19 protein-coding genes are annotated in these 18838 nt (G+C 44.1%); 3 read left to right on the top strand and 16 right to left on the bottom strand.

The window, feature by feature from the left end:
* Nucleotides 1–56 precede the first annotated feature (56 nt).
* The gene (locus tag CQS04_RS07905; protein ID WP_100353616.1) at nucleotides 57–1340 is read right to left on the bottom strand and encodes a putative sodium/potassium/calcium exchanger; all 1284 of its coding nucleotides are present in this window, start codon (nucleotides 1338–1340) and stop codon (nucleotides 57–59) included.
* 27 nt (nucleotides 1341–1367) lie between these two features.
* Entirely contained in the window at nucleotides 1368–2381 is a 1014-nt protein-coding gene (locus CQS04_RS07900; RefSeq protein WP_100353615.1) for a hypothetical protein, read from the bottom strand.
* A gap of 158 nt (nucleotides 2382–2539) precedes the next feature.
* Between CQS04_RS07900 and CQS04_RS07895 the strand changes: the two genes are divergently transcribed.
* Nucleotides 2540–3343, top strand: a complete 804-nt coding sequence (locus tag CQS04_RS07895) for an alpha/beta fold hydrolase (RefSeq protein WP_100353614.1) — start codon at nucleotides 2540–2542, stop codon at nucleotides 3341–3343.
* Nucleotides 3344–3369: 26 nt separating this feature from the next.
* On the opposite strand, the gene CQS04_RS07890 is transcribed toward CQS04_RS07895, so the two are convergent.
* From CQS04_RS07890 to CQS04_RS07870, 5 genes are all read right to left on the bottom strand, one after another.
* Nucleotides 3370–3774, bottom strand: a complete 405-nt coding sequence (locus tag CQS04_RS07890) for a VOC family protein (protein WP_165775496.1) — start codon at nucleotides 3772–3774, stop codon at nucleotides 3370–3372.
* A gap of 60 nt (nucleotides 3775–3834) precedes the next feature.
* A complete protein-coding gene (locus CQS04_RS07885; RefSeq protein ID WP_100353613.1) occupies nucleotides 3835–5460 on the bottom strand; it encodes a M20/M25/M40 family metallo-hydrolase in 1626 nt (541 codons plus the stop codon).
* Between the two features lie 112 nt (nucleotides 5461–5572).
* A complete protein-coding gene (locus CQS04_RS07880; RefSeq protein ID WP_245858774.1) occupies nucleotides 5573–6919 on the bottom strand; it encodes an endonuclease in 1347 nt (448 codons plus the stop codon).
* A 346-nt stretch (nucleotides 6920–7265) separates the two neighbouring features.
* A complete protein-coding gene (locus CQS04_RS07875; protein ID WP_100353612.1) occupies nucleotides 7266–8240 on the bottom strand; it encodes an ornithine cyclodeaminase family protein in 975 nt (324 codons plus the stop codon).
* Between the two features lie 15 nt (nucleotides 8241–8255).
* The gene (locus CQS04_RS07870; RefSeq protein WP_100353611.1) at nucleotides 8256–9533 is read right to left on the bottom strand and encodes an MFS transporter; all 1278 of its coding nucleotides are present in this window, start codon (nucleotides 9531–9533) and stop codon (nucleotides 8256–8258) included.
* 136 nt (nucleotides 9534–9669) lie between these two features.
* On the opposite strand from CQS04_RS07870, the gene CQS04_RS07865 reads away from it, so the two are divergent.
* Nucleotides 9670–10161, top strand: a complete 492-nt coding sequence (locus CQS04_RS07865; protein ID WP_100353822.1) for a helix-turn-helix domain-containing protein — start codon at nucleotides 9670–9672, stop codon at nucleotides 10159–10161.
* 34 nt (nucleotides 10162–10195) lie between these two features.
* Here CQS04_RS07865 and CQS04_RS07860 read toward each other — a convergent pair whose 3' ends face one another.
* The 3 genes from CQS04_RS07860 to CQS04_RS07850 all read right to left on the bottom strand — a co-directional run bounded on the left by CQS04_RS07860 (nucleotide 10196) and on the right by CQS04_RS07850 (nucleotide 14458).
* Entirely contained in the window at nucleotides 10196–11143 is a 948-nt protein-coding gene (locus CQS04_RS07860; protein WP_100353610.1) for a hypothetical protein, read from the bottom strand.
* A 63-nt stretch (nucleotides 11144–11206) separates the two neighbouring features.
* The gene (gene dacB / locus CQS04_RS07855) at nucleotides 11207–13261 is read right to left on the bottom strand and encodes a D-alanyl-D-alanine carboxypeptidase/D-alanyl-D-alanine endopeptidase (RefSeq protein WP_100353609.1); all 2055 of its coding nucleotides are present in this window, start codon (nucleotides 13259–13261) and stop codon (nucleotides 11207–11209) included.
* Nucleotides 13262–13378: 117 nt separating this feature from the next.
* A complete protein-coding gene (locus CQS04_RS07850; RefSeq protein ID WP_165775495.1) occupies nucleotides 13379–14458 on the bottom strand; it encodes a YecA family protein in 1080 nt (359 codons plus the stop codon).
* Between the two features lie 252 nt (nucleotides 14459–14710).
* Here CQS04_RS07850 and CQS04_RS07845 point away from each other — a divergent pair, with 252 nt between their 5' ends.
* Nucleotides 14711–15052, top strand: a complete 342-nt coding sequence (locus tag CQS04_RS07845) for a hypothetical protein (protein ID WP_100353607.1) — start codon at nucleotides 14711–14713, stop codon at nucleotides 15050–15052.
* Between the two features lie 24 nt (nucleotides 15053–15076).
* On the opposite strand, the gene CQS04_RS07840 is transcribed toward CQS04_RS07845, so the two are convergent.
* From CQS04_RS07840 to CQS04_RS07815, 6 genes are all read right to left on the bottom strand, one after another.
* On the bottom strand, nucleotides 15077–15829 hold the full coding sequence (locus CQS04_RS07840; RefSeq protein ID WP_100353606.1) for a MerR family transcriptional regulator: 753 nt from the start codon (nucleotides 15827–15829) through the stop codon (nucleotides 15077–15079).
* Nucleotides 15830–15980: 151 nt separating this feature from the next.
* Nucleotides 15981–16340 carry a PilZ domain-containing protein gene (locus CQS04_RS07835; RefSeq protein WP_100353605.1) on the bottom strand — a complete coding sequence of 120 codons (360 nt, stop codon included), beginning with the start codon at nucleotides 16338–16340 and terminating at the stop codon, nucleotides 15981–15983.
* A 2-nt stretch (nucleotides 16341–16342) separates the two neighbouring features.
* Complete coding sequence (locus CQS04_RS07830) at nucleotides 16343–16771, bottom strand: YaaR family protein (RefSeq protein ID WP_100353604.1); 429 nt, start codon at nucleotides 16769–16771, stop codon at nucleotides 16343–16345.
* On the bottom strand, nucleotides 16768–17205 hold the full coding sequence (locus CQS04_RS07825) for a hypothetical protein (protein WP_100353603.1): 438 nt from the start codon (nucleotides 17203–17205) through the stop codon (nucleotides 16768–16770). The genes CQS04_RS07830 and CQS04_RS07825 overlap by 4 nt, the downstream gene beginning before the upstream one ends.
* A 12-nt stretch (nucleotides 17206–17217) precedes the next feature.
* The gene (locus CQS04_RS07820) at nucleotides 17218–17970 is read right to left on the bottom strand and encodes a FliA/WhiG family RNA polymerase sigma factor (protein ID WP_100353602.1); all 753 of its coding nucleotides are present in this window, start codon (nucleotides 17968–17970) and stop codon (nucleotides 17218–17220) included.
* Nucleotides 17971–17983: 13 nt separating this feature from the next.
* Nucleotides 17984–18838, bottom strand: coding sequence for a MinD/ParA family protein (locus CQS04_RS07815; protein WP_100353601.1), 855 nt, complete (start codon nucleotides 18836–18838; stop codon nucleotides 17984–17986).

Below are 18838 nucleotides of genomic sequence, written 5' to 3'. Positions count from 1 at the left end.
GTGAGGGGGTCACTTTGTTCAAGCTCTCTGATCAGGAGAACAGAAACAGGGTGAACTTATCGCAGTGACAAGAAGCCACCATCATGTGAATTGTCTTCATCAACAACCATTAGGTTTAAACCAAGATCTAAGTTTACTGCAGATAAGAATGAATTTTCTTCATCAGAAGCATTTGCTCCTCCTGCAATACCTAAATCTGTAGCCACACCAAACTCATCTTCTGATAGACCTACATCAAGCGTGTTCGTAATGTCAGTGAATAAAGAGGAAGAAGAGTCTTCATCTTCGTTAGCAAAATTGAATCCAAGGTTTGTTGCGTTTGACAGTTGACCTGCCGCTTCGTCTTCATTTCCAAAGAAAGAGCCAGATAGGTCGTTCATCAAAACACCATCAACTAGTGTTGAAGAGTCTTCATCTTCAAAACCAAATCCAAAGTTACCACCAGTCACTGCATCAAATGAACCTGCTACTTCGTCTTCGTTAGCTGTGAATGAACCCATGATGTCATTCATTACGTTTCCGTCTGCGAATGCACGATTGTCATCTTCTTCAGCTACTAAAGCGAATCCAGCGTCTGTTTCGTTCGAAACGTCTGCATTTACTTCATCTTCATTGATTGCAACGTCTGCGTCCGCATCATTTGATACTGCTCCGCCGACTGCTGCTGATCCGTCTTCGCCTTCAACTGCAGCTCCGACTTCTGCATCTGTTTCGTTCGAAACGTCTGAACTTACTTCGTCTCCAGTGATGGCAACGTCTGCGTTTGCATCATTTGATGCTGCTCCGCCGACTGCTGCTGATCCGTCTTCGCCTTCAACTGCAGCTCCAACTTCTGCGTCTGTTTCGTTCGAAACGTCTGCATTCACTTCATCTTCATTGATTGCAACGTCTGCGTCCGCATCATTTGATGCTGCCCCGCCGACTGCTGCTGATCCGTCTTCACCTTCAACTGCAGCTCCGACTTCTGCGTCTGTTTCGTTCGAAACGTCTGCATTCACTTCGTCTTCATTTGTAGAAACAGTAGCCTCTGCATTGTTCACAGCTCCTACGCCTGCTTCGGCACTTCCTTCTTCACTTTCAGTTGCCACTTCACCTACAACACCAGTTTCTGCTTCCGCATCTACTGTAGATTCTTCATCTGAAGAACTAGTGCTGATGTCTAGTGAGTTTAAGATATCAAGCGCTTTTGATCCTTCGTTGTCCTCAAACACGGAGACGTCATCTAGTAAAGAGCCTCCAAGTAAAGAATCGTTTTCAGCCGCTGAAGCGGTAGTTCCTGCAAGTAAAGTTCCTAAGGCAATAGTTCCTGCTAATGTTAGTGTGCGTACTGTATGTTTCATAATCAATTCTCTCCTTCTTTTTTCGTTTTAAATGAGTGTGTTAGTCATTTCGAAAAAAGAAGAAACTTGCGGTGGTGGGGACGGCGGCGCATGGCTCCATTGATCTGATAGTGCATATACATGTCTGATAAAAGATACTTTTGCAAAGTAGTTGTAGACCTCTTCATCCGATACCGTAGCTATATAACTACCGCCACTAGATGCTAGAGGCGTAGATAGTCCGGTAAGGCTTGAAGATGAAGAAATACCTGTTGTGAAATCTTGAGATTTCGCTTGTTGAAGCTTTTCTAAAGCGACATCTACTCCACCTGAGTTTTGATTTGTAGAACTATTAGGTAGCTCGTTCAATTCGTTAGAAATGAAAGGTTCAAGTTCAACCTTCACTGGCTCCTCAGGTAAAGAGATAGCTTGCGAAGATAGTGAAACCTCTTCTATCGAAATTGCCGGAGTAGAAGTGACAGGTTGTTGTTGATCTGTCTGATTTCCTTGCTCAGTTACAGGGTTTGTCTGAGCCACTTCTTCTTCCGTCTGATCGGGCGATGGTGTTTGAACTACTGGAGTTTCAATCTCTAGTTCTGTCTCAACTGGATCGATATCTGTTGAGATGATTGGAGTTGAAACGTTCACTTCAGGGTCTTTGACATCAATTTCTGTAGAGACAATCGGAGTAGAAATTTCCACCTTTGTCTCTTCAGTCACCTTTACTTTTGCCACTGGAGTTTTCGCTTCGATTCCTTCCTTCGAAGAAACTGTTGCTTCAACTACCTCTTTTGTAGCTTTAATTTCAAGACCTTGCTCTTCTGTAGCGGAAACTTCTGCCACAGGAGTTGAAACTTCAATACCTTCTGAAGTATCCACTTCACTATCTGCTACTTCAACTTTTACATCAGGTGTCACTTTTTCTACTGTGCTAGTCGTATCTTCCACGACTTCTCCAACAGTCTTTCCAACAGAAGATAATAGTCCTTCTGCTGAAGCGGCCTGTGGAATAAACCCAACAGCTGATGCTGCTAGTAATGTTGTCAGTATGAATTTCCGCACGCTGTCGTTCACCTCCCTTCACGAGAGTTTTTTTACATGACAGAGAGCTAACGAAGAAACGTGGGAGATGGATCACTAAATATCAAAATTTTATTAGGTTTACTATCTCGAAACTGAGGGAATCCATGAAGCTAACACCAATTTTAGGAGGCGTTTGGATGGGAAAATGGATCGAAGTCGAACAAGATGTACAGGTTTATGTAGAGGATATTGGCCAAGGTGAACCTGTCGTATTTATTCATGGATGGCCACTTAGCAACAAATCTTTTGAAGGACAAATTAGTGCGCTAGCAGAAAACGGCTACCGCTATATCGGGATTGATTTGAGAGGATTAGGGAAATCAGATCGACCATGGAGCGAGTACAACTACGACATGGCTGCTTCGGATGTAGACAAAGTAGTCACCGAACTTGAATTAACAAACTTTGTGCTTGGTGGATTTTCAATGGGAGGTCCCATCTCCATTCGCTATATCACAAATTATGGAGCAGACAAAGTGAAACATTTGTTATTGATGGGTGCTGCTGCTCCACGATTTACACAAGCAGAAGGTTTCGAATTTGGAATGAAACCAGAAGAAGTGGACGACATCATTGCCAACATTGAAAAAGATCGACCTGGTTTTATAGAAGAATTTTCAGGGATGTTTTTTGCAAAAGACCATTCAGAACCATTCATGAAGTGGTTCCAATCGCTAGCGTTAGAAAGCTCTGCACACGGAACTATAGGGTATGCGAAGGCGCTCCGTGATGAAGAACTGCGCAAAGAAACAAAAGCCCTATCACTCCCTGTCACTCTATTCCACGGAGCAAAAGATGAAATTTGCCCAGTCGAACTTTCGCATTGGATGAATGACACTATTGCCAACTCGACTTTAGTGACATTCGAAGAAAGCGGTCACGGAATGAATGTCGATGAGAAAGATAAGTTTAACGAAGAGCTTTTAAAATTATTGAAGTAACAAAAAGGATCCCTTGGGATCCTTTTTTAAATGCCATTTGTATTCATCAGGACGATTCGCCAACCGTCAGGATCTTCAATCGTCTTACCTCGTTCAGCCCAGTAAGGGTTCTCAGGCTCCACTACTGGATACCCCATCTCTTCGAGGCGATTTACAATAAGTTCTATTTGTTTCTCGTCAGGCATATAGAACACCAAAAGATTGTCATGAGTCGGTGCAGGACATGGACTTCCATCAACATGCTGGGTGAACTCTAAGTGATAGCCTTTACCAGGCAATCCAATCATCAGCCCATCGTACCCCTGATGATTTTCAAAATGTTCTACCACTTCTAGTCCAAACCCATCCACGTAAAACTCCTTTACTTTATCCAGTTGATCCGTCGGTCGTGCCATGCGGACCTGGACTACTTGCATTCCACTATTCCACATTCAAATCTCCACCTTGCTTTTCCTATCAAGTATAGGGAAAACAGTAAGAATTGAACTCGGTCAATGGGAGGAATGTGAGGCGAACTCTGACTCCATCACCGTACGAATCACTTGCTCAACAAGTCGAGGCGTCTCAACAAATGCACTACGTATGTGGAGGCGTTCCGTTCGTTTATGCGCATCTTTACCAAATGGGCCGACGTTCAATACGGGTGCTTGGAGACGTTCCATATCTTTGAAAGGGATCGAGTAGGTGTCGTTCCACACGGGAGTATTTGCTTCATAAGCCCCCCATCCAGTTGCGTCCCCCGTGTAATTCACATAACTAAGATCCGAAATCCCGTTGAAATAATGGACTTGATCCACCTTCAAATCAAACTCCTCTTTAGCCACTTTTTGCACACTCGCGATACAAACTTTTACTAGCTCTTCCTCTGTCGAATTCACCGCTGGATAATAAGGTGGCGTGAACATCAGAACGATTGCAGGAGCAAGCTCTGGACAGCGCGTCAATAAGGCTTTTGCAATCTGTATAGACATTTCACGATCGTCGTGTTCTTTCACAGAAATGCATTGATTTTTGATTTCTTGAACAACCTCTCCACCAAGCTTTTCAATAGCATAGCTTAAAAGCGCCTCATACCGTATGACTCGGACGTTCCCTATTGGAGTGACCGCTTCTCTCTCGCTGACCATAGCAATCCATTCATTGATCTCATCTGCCGCTGTTAGTGCGACCTTTTCGAACTGGTCCATCACATCCGCTGCACTTTGATTCATGGTGAATACGTTGTAGAGCGCAGAAGTTAAAAATGGTGTCTGTGTCGAGTACGCTTCTCGTAAATCTTTTAAATGCAACGTGACCGGAAGCGGTGTTGTCTCGCCGTAAACGGTCTCTTTAAACATCGGGTTCATTTCCATACGACGGGTCATCATCGCTGCGAGAAGACTCGATGTCATCCCACTCATTGGCTCTCCGACATGTGTCTCTTTCCCGAAGAACAATGCGGACGGCATGATTTTGCCGATAGATCCGGAATACACTTTATATGCTGTGTCGGTCGGATTCAGTGAAAAGACCGGCTCGCCGTTTAAAAATAGACCATAATGAAGGTCCTTCTCTTGTTGCCATTTTGCAAGATGCGTCACTGCAGCGCGCATACCAGCAGAGTTCACTTCTTCATCAGGTACAGTTAGCAGTACCAAGTTGATCGGCCACTCTTCTAGAAGTGCTTTTTCGACCATTGCCATATGGATAGCAAGACCTGCTTTCATATCCATCGTGCCACGGCCCCACAAATAGTCACCTGACTGAAGATCTTTCTTTGCATCTTCTGATAACGATTCTAGATGATGATGAAACGTTTCTCCTAGTTGCGAAGGTTGATAAGCAAATGGAGCAAGTTCTCCGTATTCTTCAATTCCTACCGTATCAAAATGGCTAATGAGTACGATGGTCTTTGTCGCTTTTGGATGAACAGTGAGAGCTGCGACAAAGTGTCGACCTTCTCCTGCCTCTCCTAAGACTAGTTGCTCCGGATGTTTTTGAAAGTAGTCCAGTTTCGTTAGTTTTTCTGAAACTTGATGGGCAAATTCGATTTCTCCGGCAGTCGTGCTGCGGCTGTCCCAGCTGACGAGCTCTTCAAGCAGAGCCTGCAAGCTTTCTGGTGTCTGCCATTGTTGCATATAGCTATCTTCCTTTCGGCTTTGAGTTCTATAGCAAGCATAATGAAGAAACCCTATTTTGTATAGTCAAGCAACAGAAAAGGAGCCTATCGACGGATAGACTCCATAACGTTTAGTTCCCGAAAATCATAGTTGCCCACTGCGGGTTATCGATAAATGGATTGCGGTTCCCTTGTTTTTCAAAGATGCGCTGGTTGCGGCGTTCTTCTGCTGCATCCACCGGATCCATTGCGTGCCACTCCAGTAACACAGAACGTTTCCCGTGGTAAGGAGCTGTCCCGTTGTTCACGAGCTCATTCAATTCCAAGTCGAGTTGATCCCCAGTCTCGTAACGTGTCGCCATATAGAACAGAATACGTGCAACGTCCCCTTTTACACGGTCAGACGGTTCAAACGAATCGCCATCTTTTTGACAATCTGAACAGTTGATGACGCTTGTCCCGCCCCAGTCGAAGTCAAGACTACCGCGTGCACCGTTCACTTGAACGTCTGTAGCACGAAGGTGATGAAGATCTGTTCCTGCCCCAGTCGTCGTACCAAAATTCCCGTGAGACTTCGCCCAGACGTGTTCACGGTTCCAGTCTCCCAGGTTACCCCCATTCAATGATTTCGAACGAGAAACACCACTATAGAACAATAAGACATTCGACGTGTTATTTGGGTCTTCATCTGTATACTTGAGTGCATCCCAAACCGCATCGTACGAAAGCTTTGTATGGTTGTCGATAATATCGTTCAAGCGTGTTTTCAAAGCGTTACCCGTCAATCCTGAAACACCTGTATAGTAGCCATTTGCATCATCAATCGTACCTGGGTCACCCGTTGGAGGTGGTGTCACAGTCCCCCCGTCTTGTTGGTGAGCACCTAGGTATGTAAACGTGTCGATCGAGTAAGCAACCCACTGAGCAGATGGATCGAATGTATTGGTGGTCGTTGTATCTCCCGATGTAACAGTAGATTTACGCACTAATGTTTTGTCAGCCGTAGATACTCCATTCACTGTCCATGCAGTCCCTGGGTCCACTCCGACCTGACCGAATGAATCGATGACTGTGCCATTCTTTTTTAAGACAATCGTGTCGTCCCCGTTATGTTGAATCGTTGTAGAAGCAAGATCTCCTTTAGAGGAGATTCCTGTTACTGATGAAGGATTGTAGACAACAAAGACGTCCCCTGCTGCTACTGTTCCTGATAAATTGAGTGTTGCAGAAACTGCTGTCGAGCCGTTTTGGTGATAGGCAAGTTGATACCCTGATAAATTGATCGATTGGCTTGTTCCGTTATAGAGCTCAAGAGCCTTATTGTTCCCCGAGCCTTCGATGTATTCCGAGATTAACAAATCTGTTGTTTGAGCAGAAACTGGCTCTCCTGATTGAACTCCTGGAAATACGAGTGCTGCTGCCGCTAGTGTCAAAACACTGCGTTTCATCCATTTTTTTATCCATGTACTACGTTTCATTCTCCCGCTGCCTCCCCTGGCAAACTGTAATGGTCTTGCAAGTAAAATCGCGATTTGACTTCAGTATACCGAGGAATTGTAAAGAAGAAATGAAGGAGGGCAAAAATGCGGAAGAAGTCAGGGGAAAGTGAAATCGGAGTGGTTTTCTTGGTCTAGGTTGTGTGAAACATAGTATGGAATTGGTGGGCTAGTTCCCGAGGTTTTGGAAGTTTGATGGATGGTTCGGAGAGAGTGGTGTTGTCCTCGTAAGTGACTTTGTTGTCCAAGTAAGTCCCGTTGAAGTCCGAGGAACCTCCCCTCTTGTCCTGAAATAACAAAAAGAGGAAGCCGAGGCTTCCTCTCCTAACTAAAACGCAACTTCTTCCCCTATGTCTTCCACAACCGCTTTGTCGTAAACACCTTTGGCCACCGCCAAATCAAAATGAGCAGCACCCACACATTTAAAGAAGGTGATGGAGTCAGGATCTCTGCTAAATCCTTCAACTACCAATTGATCTAATGTCCCAGTGATTTTGTCAAAAGACCAAATGCCTGCTTCCTCTGCAGCAATCAATTCTCCCGCTTCGGCTTGGACACCTTCTAAATCATCAACGAAAAGTGCATCCACTTTAGGGATCAAGTCTACAGGAATTTCTCGCATCTCAGGCAAGTAACTGCCGACACCTATGATATGCGTCCCCGGCATTACCATGTCAGCCTCAAAGACATCTTCTGTAGAACGTGTGGCACAACAAACGACGTCAGCTTGTTCTACTGCTCTACGAACGTCCGATTCCACGACAACTTTCGCTCGAATTCCAAATTGCATCAGACGCTCGGCAAATGCTACAGCTTTTTCTGGAGTTCGATTGACTAAAAGAATATCTTCTAAAGGCAACACTTCAACAAGGCCCACAACCTGCTCGAACGCCATAGCTCCCGTCCCAATAACCGTCAACACGCGGCTATCTGGTCGAGCTAAATGTTTTGCTGAGAGCGCGCTAAGTGCACCCGTTCGAAGTCTTGTCAGATAAGAGCCTGCTACCAAGCCCACATGGCGACCGGAGCGAATCTCAGTAAGTAAGATGGCCCCTTGCGTAGTAGGCAATCCACTTCCCGGGTTGTCTGGAAAGATGGAGACGATTTTCACTGCCGCCATCTCGTCTCCATTTGAACTCGGCATATACAGCACAGACCCGCTCTTTTTCTTCACATCGATCGCCGTTCGATGCGGATTCACCGATTGGCCTTTGTTGATGCGAAGTAGCATCTGCTCAACGTCACGCAAGGCATCTTTCATGGTGTAAACTTTCTGAATGGTACGATCTTGAATGATACGCATACGTCACTTCCTTTATTAGTTTACAGCCGGTTGTTGAATACGACCCTTCACAGCCCAGATGGCGAGTAACGAAACAGCTGCCGTGAACATGATGTAAAGTGCCACTGGTACATACGAATTTTCAAAAGCAGAGAGTAGAGCCGTAGCTACTAGTGGGGCTGTACCACCAGCTACTGCTGCCCCTACCTGATAGCCAAGAGTAACGCCTGTGTAGCGAACTTTCGCATCAAAAATCTCTGAGAACATCGTCCCGAGAACCGCAGTAATAGGAGACCAGATGATCCCTAATCCAATTACTGTTGCAACAACTAGTAGTAAGACACTGCCTTGGTGGATCAACCAGAAGTACGGGAATGCGAAAGCCATCATCGCGACGGTTCCAGCAATGTACATCTTTTTACGGCCAATACGGTCAGATAGACTTCCCATGATCGGAATCAAAATCGTTGTTACGATGGTTGCAATCATGACTGCACCAAGTGTCGCAGAACGCGAGAAACCAAGATTCGTCGTTGCATACGATACGATAAACGTACTGAAGATGTAGAATGGTGCTGTCTCAACGACTTTGGCACCAATCGTGATCAAGACTTCTCGCCAGTAGTAACGAAGCGTATCTACAATCGGAAGCTTTGGCATGTCGCCACTTTCTTGAACAGCTTTGAACTCAGGTGTTTCATCAATGCCTTTACGAATCCAAAGACCGAAAATAACTAATAGAGCACTAAAGATGAACGGTACGCGCCAGCCCCATGACATGAATGCCGCTTCTGGCAACAAGTTCATGATCCAAAGCGCTAGTGTCCCCATCACCATACCGATAGTGACACCCATCTGAGGGATAGAACCGAACAATCCTCGGTGTTCAACAGGAGCATATTCCGTTGCTAATAGAAGAGCTCCCCCCCATTCTCCACCAATTCCGAGACCTTGAATCAAGCGTAATGTGATTAATAGGATAGGTGCAGCTACTCCAATCGCTTGGTATGTAGGTAAAATCCCCATTGCAAAAGTGGCAGCTCCCATTAAACTGAGCGTCAGTACTAATGTCTTTTTACGTCCAATGCGGTCTCCGATGTGACTGAAAATGACGCCACCAAATGGGCGAATAAAGAACGACAATGCAAATGATGCATACGCTAGAATGAGTCCGACTGTCGGATCTCCACTTACAAAGAATAATTGATTAAAGACAAGTGCAGCCATCGTTCCATAAAGAAAGTAATCGAACCATTCGATAGAACTTCCTACTAAACTGGCGATGAGTACTCGTCGGTTTGTTTTATTGATCATACAGGTTCCCCTTCCATCCCCTAAAATTGAAGTATTACTTCAATTTAAAGTTTAGACAAGAGATAATATTCTGTCAATACAGTTTTTGTTGACAACATTTGGAGGGGCAACTCACAATGGATGGAAAGGGGGATTTATTTTGATTGGATCTCGTTTAAAAGAATTACGCAAACAACAAAAAATGACGTTAAAAGAATTAGCCGAAGGTGCGGGAGTCTCTATCAGCTTTCTCTCTCAAGTGGAGCGAGGAAAGTCGAGCGTAACACTCGAATCCCTGCGTAAAATATCGGAAGTGCTTGGGGTGAATCCAAGTGTCTTCTTCGCTGGAACAGAAAAACGCACGGATGATGTGGCATTTTTCTATGAAGATTTAGCGACTTCTGTCAAGAATCCAGAGTTTCACCCAATTTTAGTAACACTTCAACCTGCGCAAAGTGACGGCCAACCATTTCGTCACACCGGTCATGAATTTGTTTTTGTTTTAGAGGGCAGCTTGACCCTCAAGCTTGGAGCTGAGGAACTTACTTTAACAGAGCAGCAGTCTCATTTCTATTCAGCAGATCAAGAGCACTATTGGTACAATTATACAGATAAGCCGATTCGGTTCCTCGCGGTCTCATCTAGATAAAGCAAAAAGGCAGCCCACTTGTGGCTGCCCTTTTTTAACAAGCTTCAACAGCCTGTTCATAATCTACTTTTGCTTTTTCAAGCCCTTGCTCTACTTGTCCCCGTTGCATCTGCAGATTGCCAATAACTCGAGCTAGTTTGCTTTGAGTTTCCTCGACCTTTGTGATGGAATCATTGATTCGATTGTGAATCGACCACTCCGAAAAAATATCATCGAAGAAATAGTCGGCAAATGTTACAAAGGACCCGCGTTCCACAAAAAGTCCTTCTGTGACTCCTTGCTGCACATCTGTCAGCTCAGCTTCAAAGCGTTGCAGATTTAATTGTGCTTCGTGAAGCGCACTTTCCGACTTATCTAAGTCGTCATGCTTCATCATCGTAACAATCATGCCACCACCTAAGAACGTATCCCAAGTGGACATTCCATGTGCATCGTTCAGTTTCTTCAAAGCTTGACCTAGTGAACGTTCCGCAGCTCGACCAGCAAAAATTGCCTCATCAAGCTCGGTGAGCAATGACTGGTATTCTGAAATATGCTCAAGTCGACTTTCGATTTCTCCATATAAAGCACCATCTTGTGCTTTGACCCACTGTTCTTTTTCCTTCAAAAACGTTTTCCACTCTGTTTCAGCATGCTGAACTGTCTGTAACTTCAGTTCGAGTACTGCTGCATCTTCTCGTAAATCGCGAAGCATGGAATCATGTTCATTCAGCTTCAGTTCCGCTTTAGCAGCATCCTCAAATTCTTTTTCTCGAAGCTCGTCATGCGTTCCTCGCCATTTCCGAATCACATTGATGAAAGAGAACCGGTCCATCTGATGAAGCTCAAATTGCTCTTTAGAAAATTCTTTTTCTAGTTCTTGTTTTCTCTTCTCGTGTTGTGAGATCTGTTGCAGAACCGTATATAACGTTCTTTCTAACCGTGCCTTTTCATCGTAATTCGCACGTAACTGCAGTTGTTTTTCTACTAAACTTGATTCCATAATCCCATCTCCTTGAACGTGTCTAGCTCTTTTACGAACAAGAAGACAAAAAGTTTCCAGTTGTTATCGTTTCGCAGCAGAAATAGCCGTGACCAATCTGTCGATATGCGGAATCATTCCAGTAGGGTTTTGATCTGTTAAAATCGAGAAGATCAGCTCTTCATCTTCTCCAGTAAGAGTGTATCCAGACAACGATTTTACGTTATCCAGACTCCCCGTCTTCGCAAGCACTCGACCCTTAGTTGCGGAGCCCGTCAATCGGTAGCGCAGCGTTCCGCCTATCAGACGATCGGAATTTCCTGCAACCGGTAACGAATATTCAAAACCAGGATACCAAGGCTCGTTGCGTACTTTAAAGAGCAGGAGACTGACTTGATCGGAAGTCAGACGGTTGCGGTAAGACATGCCTGAGCCGTCAATTAGTGTCCAATTGTCCATCGACAGGCCGATGCTCTTCCCATAGTCTTTCACTGCTTGAATTCCTGCCGGCCAGCTTCCCGTACCTTTTTTCACAGCGCCGATTTGTTTTGTAAAGTGCTCCGCCATGGAGTTATTGCTGAGCTTCATATAGATAGGCATGAGAGATTTCAATGTATCTGATTTTGTCTCAGCCACTTTAATAGCAGATGAAGGAACCGTTGAACTAATCAGCTGACCGTAGCCTGAGCCAAATGAAATCCCTTCTGCTTGAAGAGCTTTCTTGAAGACATCTAGAGCATATCCTGCTGGATTCACCACAGAGATCCATTCCTTTTTGGTCGATGCCCCTACTGGAATATTTCCAGTAATCACAATGGTATTTGCCCCCAAATTCCTAGTGATTTTTAAAGTGTTTGCTGAACCGCTGGATACTGTCTTCGCCGAATTCGAAACGGTCATGACAGATGTGTATGGTTCAAGTGACACTTTTGGTTTAGAACCCGATGACGTAGGACTTGCGGATACAATGACCGAACCGGCATCAAAATCTTTATTTGGAGCGAGCGTAAGTGCCATCGTCTGTGCGGAATAATAGTAAGGTTCGTCTTCAGGCTGCATCTTGTCTGCATAACGGACACTGTCATACCAAGAACTGTCTCCAACTACATTCCCATTAATCTTCGTGACACCCTTAGCTTTTAATTGACGGGCCAAGTATTCCAGGTCACTCTTCAATAATGTAGGATCCCCTTCACCCTTCAAGTAAATATGTCCTCCAAGTGTCCCACTTTTAATCGAGCTGTTTGTCCAAAGAGATGTCGTAAAACGGTAGTTTTCGCCAAGTAGTTCTAGCGCCGCCGCGCCAGTCATCAATTTTTGATTGGAAGCTGGAGTCACTGGATTGTACCGTCCATACGAATAAACGACTTGGCCAGTTGCAGCTTCTCGAATGGTGATGGATGTATTTGACGATTCAAATGCCCATGTTCCTACTTCTTTACTTGCCGCGCTCTTGACGTAGCTGTAATCTACTGGATCTGGTTTTGGTTCTGGTTTAGGTTCAGGAGGCAATACATCTATACCTTCAGCAGGTCGAAACGTCTCATCTAAAACACGTGCCAAAAAGGCTGCAAAATGTTCTCGCGATACAGGATCGAGTAGACCAAAGTTTCCGTCCCCATAACCCAGTGTGATACGTTCATTAACGAGTATCGATACATATGAATAGAACACGCTAGTTGATTTGACATCCCGGAAGTAACTCGCTTCTTTGCCCGAGCTTGTTAAGTCATATGTTTCCGTGAGAATGACCGCTAGTTCACCACGAGTCAATTTGCCATTCGGATCGAAATAGCGAGAACCGTCTTTTGTTACTTTTCCGCTAATGATACCCAGTTCCACTGCACGAGCTATTTCGTAGTATCCTTTTGACGCTGGTGTAACATCTGTAAATCCTGGATCTTTAACTGTACTAGTAAAATCATCGATATCTCGGATGAGCATTTGTACAGCATGTAACCGACTAACGGATTGTTTCGGCTTATATGTACTATCTGGATAACCGGCAATGATCTGTCGATCGGTCAAAAAGTGAATCTCATCTGAGAACCCACTTACATCTTTAAAATGATCCGCCGAGGCAACTGGAGCTACTACGAAAAACATCGCTATAAGAATTACCACTAAACGCTTGTACATGAAGACCTCCCAAAATTTAGTATTACTCAAATCATACTAAATATACCTTTTTAAAACACCGCTACAATAGACCCAAAAAAATCCAGCCAAAATTGGCTGGATTTCGAATTGGCAAGATTACTTACCACAACATTTTTTGTATTTTTTCCCGCTACCACATGGGCAGGGCTCGTTTCGTCCTACAGCTTTTGTTACAGGTGTCGCAGCTGCAACAGGTTCGTTTCGAGAGATATCATTAGGTGCATGACCTTTCAAGAGCCAACGAGGAGTTGAATTCGCAAGTTTTGTGACGTAGCTAGTAAACTCTGCCGCCTCCGCCTTCGAAGAAAACTCAAAAGACTCCACAAGGTTCTGAATCACTTCATGGAAAGTTAATTCGTTCCGAATATCGATGACTGTTAGCCCTAACAGATCTTGTACGTCCTCTTTAGCAACTCGGAATGTTTTCACTAAGTACTTTTCAAATCGTTCATATTCTTTCGTCTTTGCAAGTTCTCCTCGTTTTCCAAGTTCCAGTAACTGTTCTTTCGTAACTGGTACCGGTTTGATAGACGGCCGTGCATCTATTCCTGCAAGCATCTCTTCAGGCTCATCTACCATCAAGTCAGAAATCCAGTTGTCCGTGACTTCAAAGTAATCTTCAAACTCATTAAACTCCATTATCAGTCTCGTCACGGTAGAGCCTTGAAGGCGTTGATTGACCATTCCTAATGTCTCAAGCTTTTCATAGAGCTCTGTCCATCTTAGTACACCAAAGGTTTCAAGAAGTCCTTTTGTAACGAAGATCAGTTCGTCATTCTCTTTGATGATTCGCTGAGCGTCCAAATCTTGCGCTGCTTCAAGAATCCGTGAGCGATACTCATCCGGCATCACCACTACTTGTTTGCCTTCAAAATTTGTAGGAAAGGCAAGGGAAGTTTTCATATACCAGCCGATTCGCAGTCTATTGGCATGCGCATACTCCATATATCCTGACTTTGCCATACGTTTAAGCTCGTCGAAGCGGACACGGTCCATCATCTGCATCGCTCCGTCAAAAAGCAGTTGTTGTTCCTCCACTAAAACTTCAATCAGTTTCGGCTTGTTCAGCTTGCTGACCCCTTTAATATCAGCAAATTTTCGAATCTTATCTAACTCATATTTCGTTACGGTCGGTAAGATTTCGTTTAAAGTATAATCCATTTCATGTGCAGTCATCATTCTCATCCTTTTATCGAATTCATACGTTCATGTCTTGCTCCACTCTCTAGTATACTCGATTTTCAAGAGGTCTGACATGTTAGTTTCATTTCGATTTGATGACGAAAGACTTTCTTGTACTAGAGTGACAAAGTTAGACAAAAGCATTATACTGAAATCACATGTAAAGACAGTTTCTCAGCCTCGGTGATTGACCACGTTGCCTGTGTCACGGAAATCTATCATTTCCACATGAGGAAGGAGCGGCTTATGAATTCACATGAGTTGAGAGAATGGATGGACACACACGGTATTATCAATAGGACAATTTCTGGTTTTTGGAATTACTTATACTCGTTTAAAAACGAAGAGCCTCTTCAATTTGAGATTAATTATCCTTCGATGGAGATGGATCAACTTGAACCACAATTGAGTTCTGTCTCTTTTACGATGAATTACCAATACGAAGAACGCATTGAGCTAGTGACATGCGCTTTGCTCATTAAATACAAAGACAAAAAAGTAGGCATGTATGAGTCGCTGTATTCTCTTGCAGGTGACGATTTAGACGATTTCTTAAAAATCACGTACCCGAGCAGTTTGCCTGCATAATAAAAAGGCCCATGAGGCCTTTTTTTATTTTGTATGAAAATGAATGGCATCGCGTAGAAACTGGGTTGCTCCGTCACGGTGTTTATCATAATAGGCTGTAAACCGTGGATCTGCTACATACATTTCAGCAAGCCCTAGATGTGCTTCTTTTGAGTACGATGGCCAACTATAGCACAACCACTTCTTATGCAATTCGACCGCTTGTTTTGCATGCTCTCCCTCACTATCGTTTTCATCCATAGCTTGCATTAACTCTTGAATGAATGTAGCTTCGGTTTCCTGCATTTGTTGAAATTGCGATTCTGTAAGACCCATCATTTTGTCAGTACTAGAATCAACTACTTCATCCCCGTACTTCTCACGCACTTCTTTTCCATACTTTTGTTCGTTTTCTTCAATCCATGTCTTCTTCAATCCTTCAAATTTTTCTGAGTGACTCATTTTTCTTCCACCTTTCTTTTCTTCTATGGTTTTGGTCAGCGTTTCTATTACTACTTGTAACCGAGACTGCTTTTCTTGCAAAGCGAGTAAGTGTGTTTCAAGTCGATTCACATCTTGTTGTGACTCCTCTAGCAATTTCTCAATTTCTTGAAGAGGGACATCTAGTTCTTTATAAAAAAGAATTTGTTGCAGGCGATCCACTTCAGCCTCACCATACAGACGATATCCCGCTACTGTAAAATCGCTTGGCTTAAGCAACCCCAATGCATCATAATGCCGTAGGGTCCTTGTGCTGACACCGGATAGATCAGCTAATTGCTTGATAGTGTAGTGCATCTTTCACCACCTCCTTAAACAGAGTTTAAACGTTGACGTAACGTTAAGGTCAAGTGATTTATAGAAGATTTTTAGGTTGGCACGATTCATCCCATCCATACCGAAAATCTCCATAAAAAACAGCCCTTGCATCCGCAAGGGCCCTAAGTCATCATTCCATCTCTAAATGTGGCTTGGCTTTTCGAATCGCATAGCGATTCAGCTCTCGAAACAGCTGATTGAACTGCTCTCGGTTTTCTGAGAATTGAATTCCATAATGCGTAAACTCGGGATGAACCACTTTTCGAATCACAGTACCTGGCACGGAAAATGGTACAGAGTTTAATTTAAAATCCAAAAAAAGTCTCGACTTTGTCGAGAAATCTAAGTCACTCTCTACTAGAGCTCCTTGTGAACTTACGTCAACTAGGCGTACAGTGACTCCACCCTGTCCTAACAAAGTCATTTTCCCCCAAACGGTTTCGCTAAATGAAACCCGAAACAGTTCTCGGCGATTCTCTCTAGATTGCACGCCTACCCTCTCCTATCTACTAATATCCCTTTTAATTCGCCTATTAAAGCCAGCATCTCTAGATGCGTTGCCTCATTTGTTAAAACCTTTTGATACATCTCCACAAGCTTGGCATCTACGATCCGCACAATCTGCTGCTGATTTCCGTTGCGCAGACTGCTTTGCTCTACTACCGAATAGGCCTGATGTGAAAGTTCTTCTACCACTTGTTTCACAGCTTGTTTGTACCGATAGAAAGCCTCCATCGTCTTGGATTCCGCAAATTGACTACCACAATTATCCAACTCTTCAAACAACCTGTCAAGAAGGTTTTCAGATTGTTTCGTCTGTTTGACAGCTAAAAGAGTACCAAATTTTGTACTAGCTAGTTGCGAGGTTCGGGAAGGGTCAGGAGCTACTAGACGAGATGTTTGAAATGGTTGTACTTTCATGAGCGTCTTTCCTTTCGAGCCATGTAGATCAATAAGTTGATTTCGCTCTGTGGGCGTCCTAGCTGTTCGGCTATTACTGCTGCTGATTGACCTTGCTGATCCATAGTAAAAATCTGGTCGATGACCTCATTAGTGGGCTCAGAAATTGAAACAACTTGAGAATCAGCTTGTTCAGTTTTTGTAACATGCTCTAAAGGACGCGACTTTTCCTGAACTTCAAACTTTTGGAGACTGGTCAGTGACTCACTACGAGGAGCAACCAAGGCTTCCACAGTTGCCAACAAGTCTGCATTTTTTTCATCCATTGCTTCTATATATAGGGCTAGTTGCTGTTCTAGCTCGATTTGATAGCGCTGCATTTTCTTCACCTGCACAACTAAATAAGCAGTAGTAGCGGAAAGAGCGATGATGGCAAGCATCCAGATAGGTTCCATAACTAGTCTCTCCTAATATTCGAGTACGTCGTAAACTGATTGTCGGAGTCGTGCCATCGCTTTCGAATGTAACTGGGAAACTCGTGACACACTGACTCCTAAAATTTCAGCGATTTCTGTAAAGCGCATCTCTTCTTGATAGGCCAGAGCTACGACAAGTTTTTCTTTTTCGGGCAAGCGATGAATGGATTCCTCTATTTGAGAAAACAAGGCACTACGCACCAAGGTCTTCTCGGGATTAACAGGCTGATTGATGGCAACCTCAATATCTATCTCTGCTTCCTGAAAGGTTTCTTGATGAATACTACTTACTACGGCGAGAGAAGAATGCCGAACGACTCGTTTCACTTCAGCAACATGCATCTCTAAATAGTCGGCCACCTCTTCATCCGTCACTTCTCTTTGATGAATTTGTTGAAGCTTGATAGTGGCTCGGTCAATTTTTTTCACTTGATCTCGAAGACCCCGAGGCAACCAATCCAGTTTTCGAAGACCATCTAAGACGGCACCTTTGATACGCCAAGTGGCATACGTCTCAAACTTTGTGGAAAACGAAGTCTCATACTTCGTCAAAGCATCCAATAGTCCGTGTAGTGCCAAACTTCGAATCTCATCTCGTTCTACTGTCGGGGGCACCTGAAGACTGATTCGGTGCGTGACATAGTCTACAAGAGGCATGTACCGTTCTACGAGCACGTTGCCAAGTTCCGGGTCTTGAGATGCTTGCCATTCGATCAATTGCAAAGTTTCCTCTTGTACCGCCATGTCCTGCACCTCCTTAGTTCATTGTCATCCATTTTTTAAAGAAACCTGAGATTCCTGTAGTTTGGTGGACTGGTTCCCCAAGCAGTTGATGAGCAAGCCGTTCTATCGAGCGAGAGGTTTGGCTCCTCGGAGCATACATCAAATAGGGCGTTTGTAATTTAATCGCTTGGGAGATGTCATTGTCTTTATAGACAAATCCTAGAACCGGTAAGTCCCTTTGTAAAAACTCTTTACACACTTTTTGAAACTGATGCGCCGTCTGTTTCCCTTCGGTCAACGAAGTAATCTGATTGATTACCACCCTACAAGAAAATTGCGGTTCATGGTGATGCAACAGTTTAATGATTGAGTATGCGTCAGTGAGTGCTGTCGGTTCCGGGGTTGTCACAATAAGTGTATCTTTAGCGGCTTTCAAAAAGGCCAGTTGAACTTGTGTCAGACCAGCTCCCGTATCAAGAAAGATCCAGTCAAAGCTAGCTTCAAGTTCGTCCATAGCATCGAAGAAGTGGCTTAACTCTTGCGGTCCCCACTGCAGCATCTCCGTAAAGCCACTACCTCCTGCCAACACTCGTAGACCATGTGGCCCCTGAATCATCGCTTGTTCGATGGACACGGTCCCCGCTTTGACATCCGCTATGGAATATGTGGCATTTGCACCAAGCAGCGTCTCTAAATTACCGAACCCAAAATCAAGATCTAAAATCGCAACTCGCTTCCCAAGTTTAGCTAGCGCAATGCCAAGGTTTAACGTCAAGGTAGATTTTCCGACTCCACCTTTTCCACTTGCCACTGCAACCATTCGTGAATAACGGGCTGCAGAGATTTTTGGTTCTTGCATTAAGGCTCGAAGTTGATGGGCTTGATCCAC

The organism is Chryseomicrobium excrementi, from assembly GCF_002798305.1.
GTDB classification, from domain to species: Bacteria; Bacillota; Bacilli; order Bacillales_A; family Planococcaceae; genus Chryseomicrobium; species Chryseomicrobium excrementi.
The sequence above is the reverse complement of the archived record's forward strand: the minus strand, read 5'-3'. Positions and strand labels throughout refer to the sequence as shown.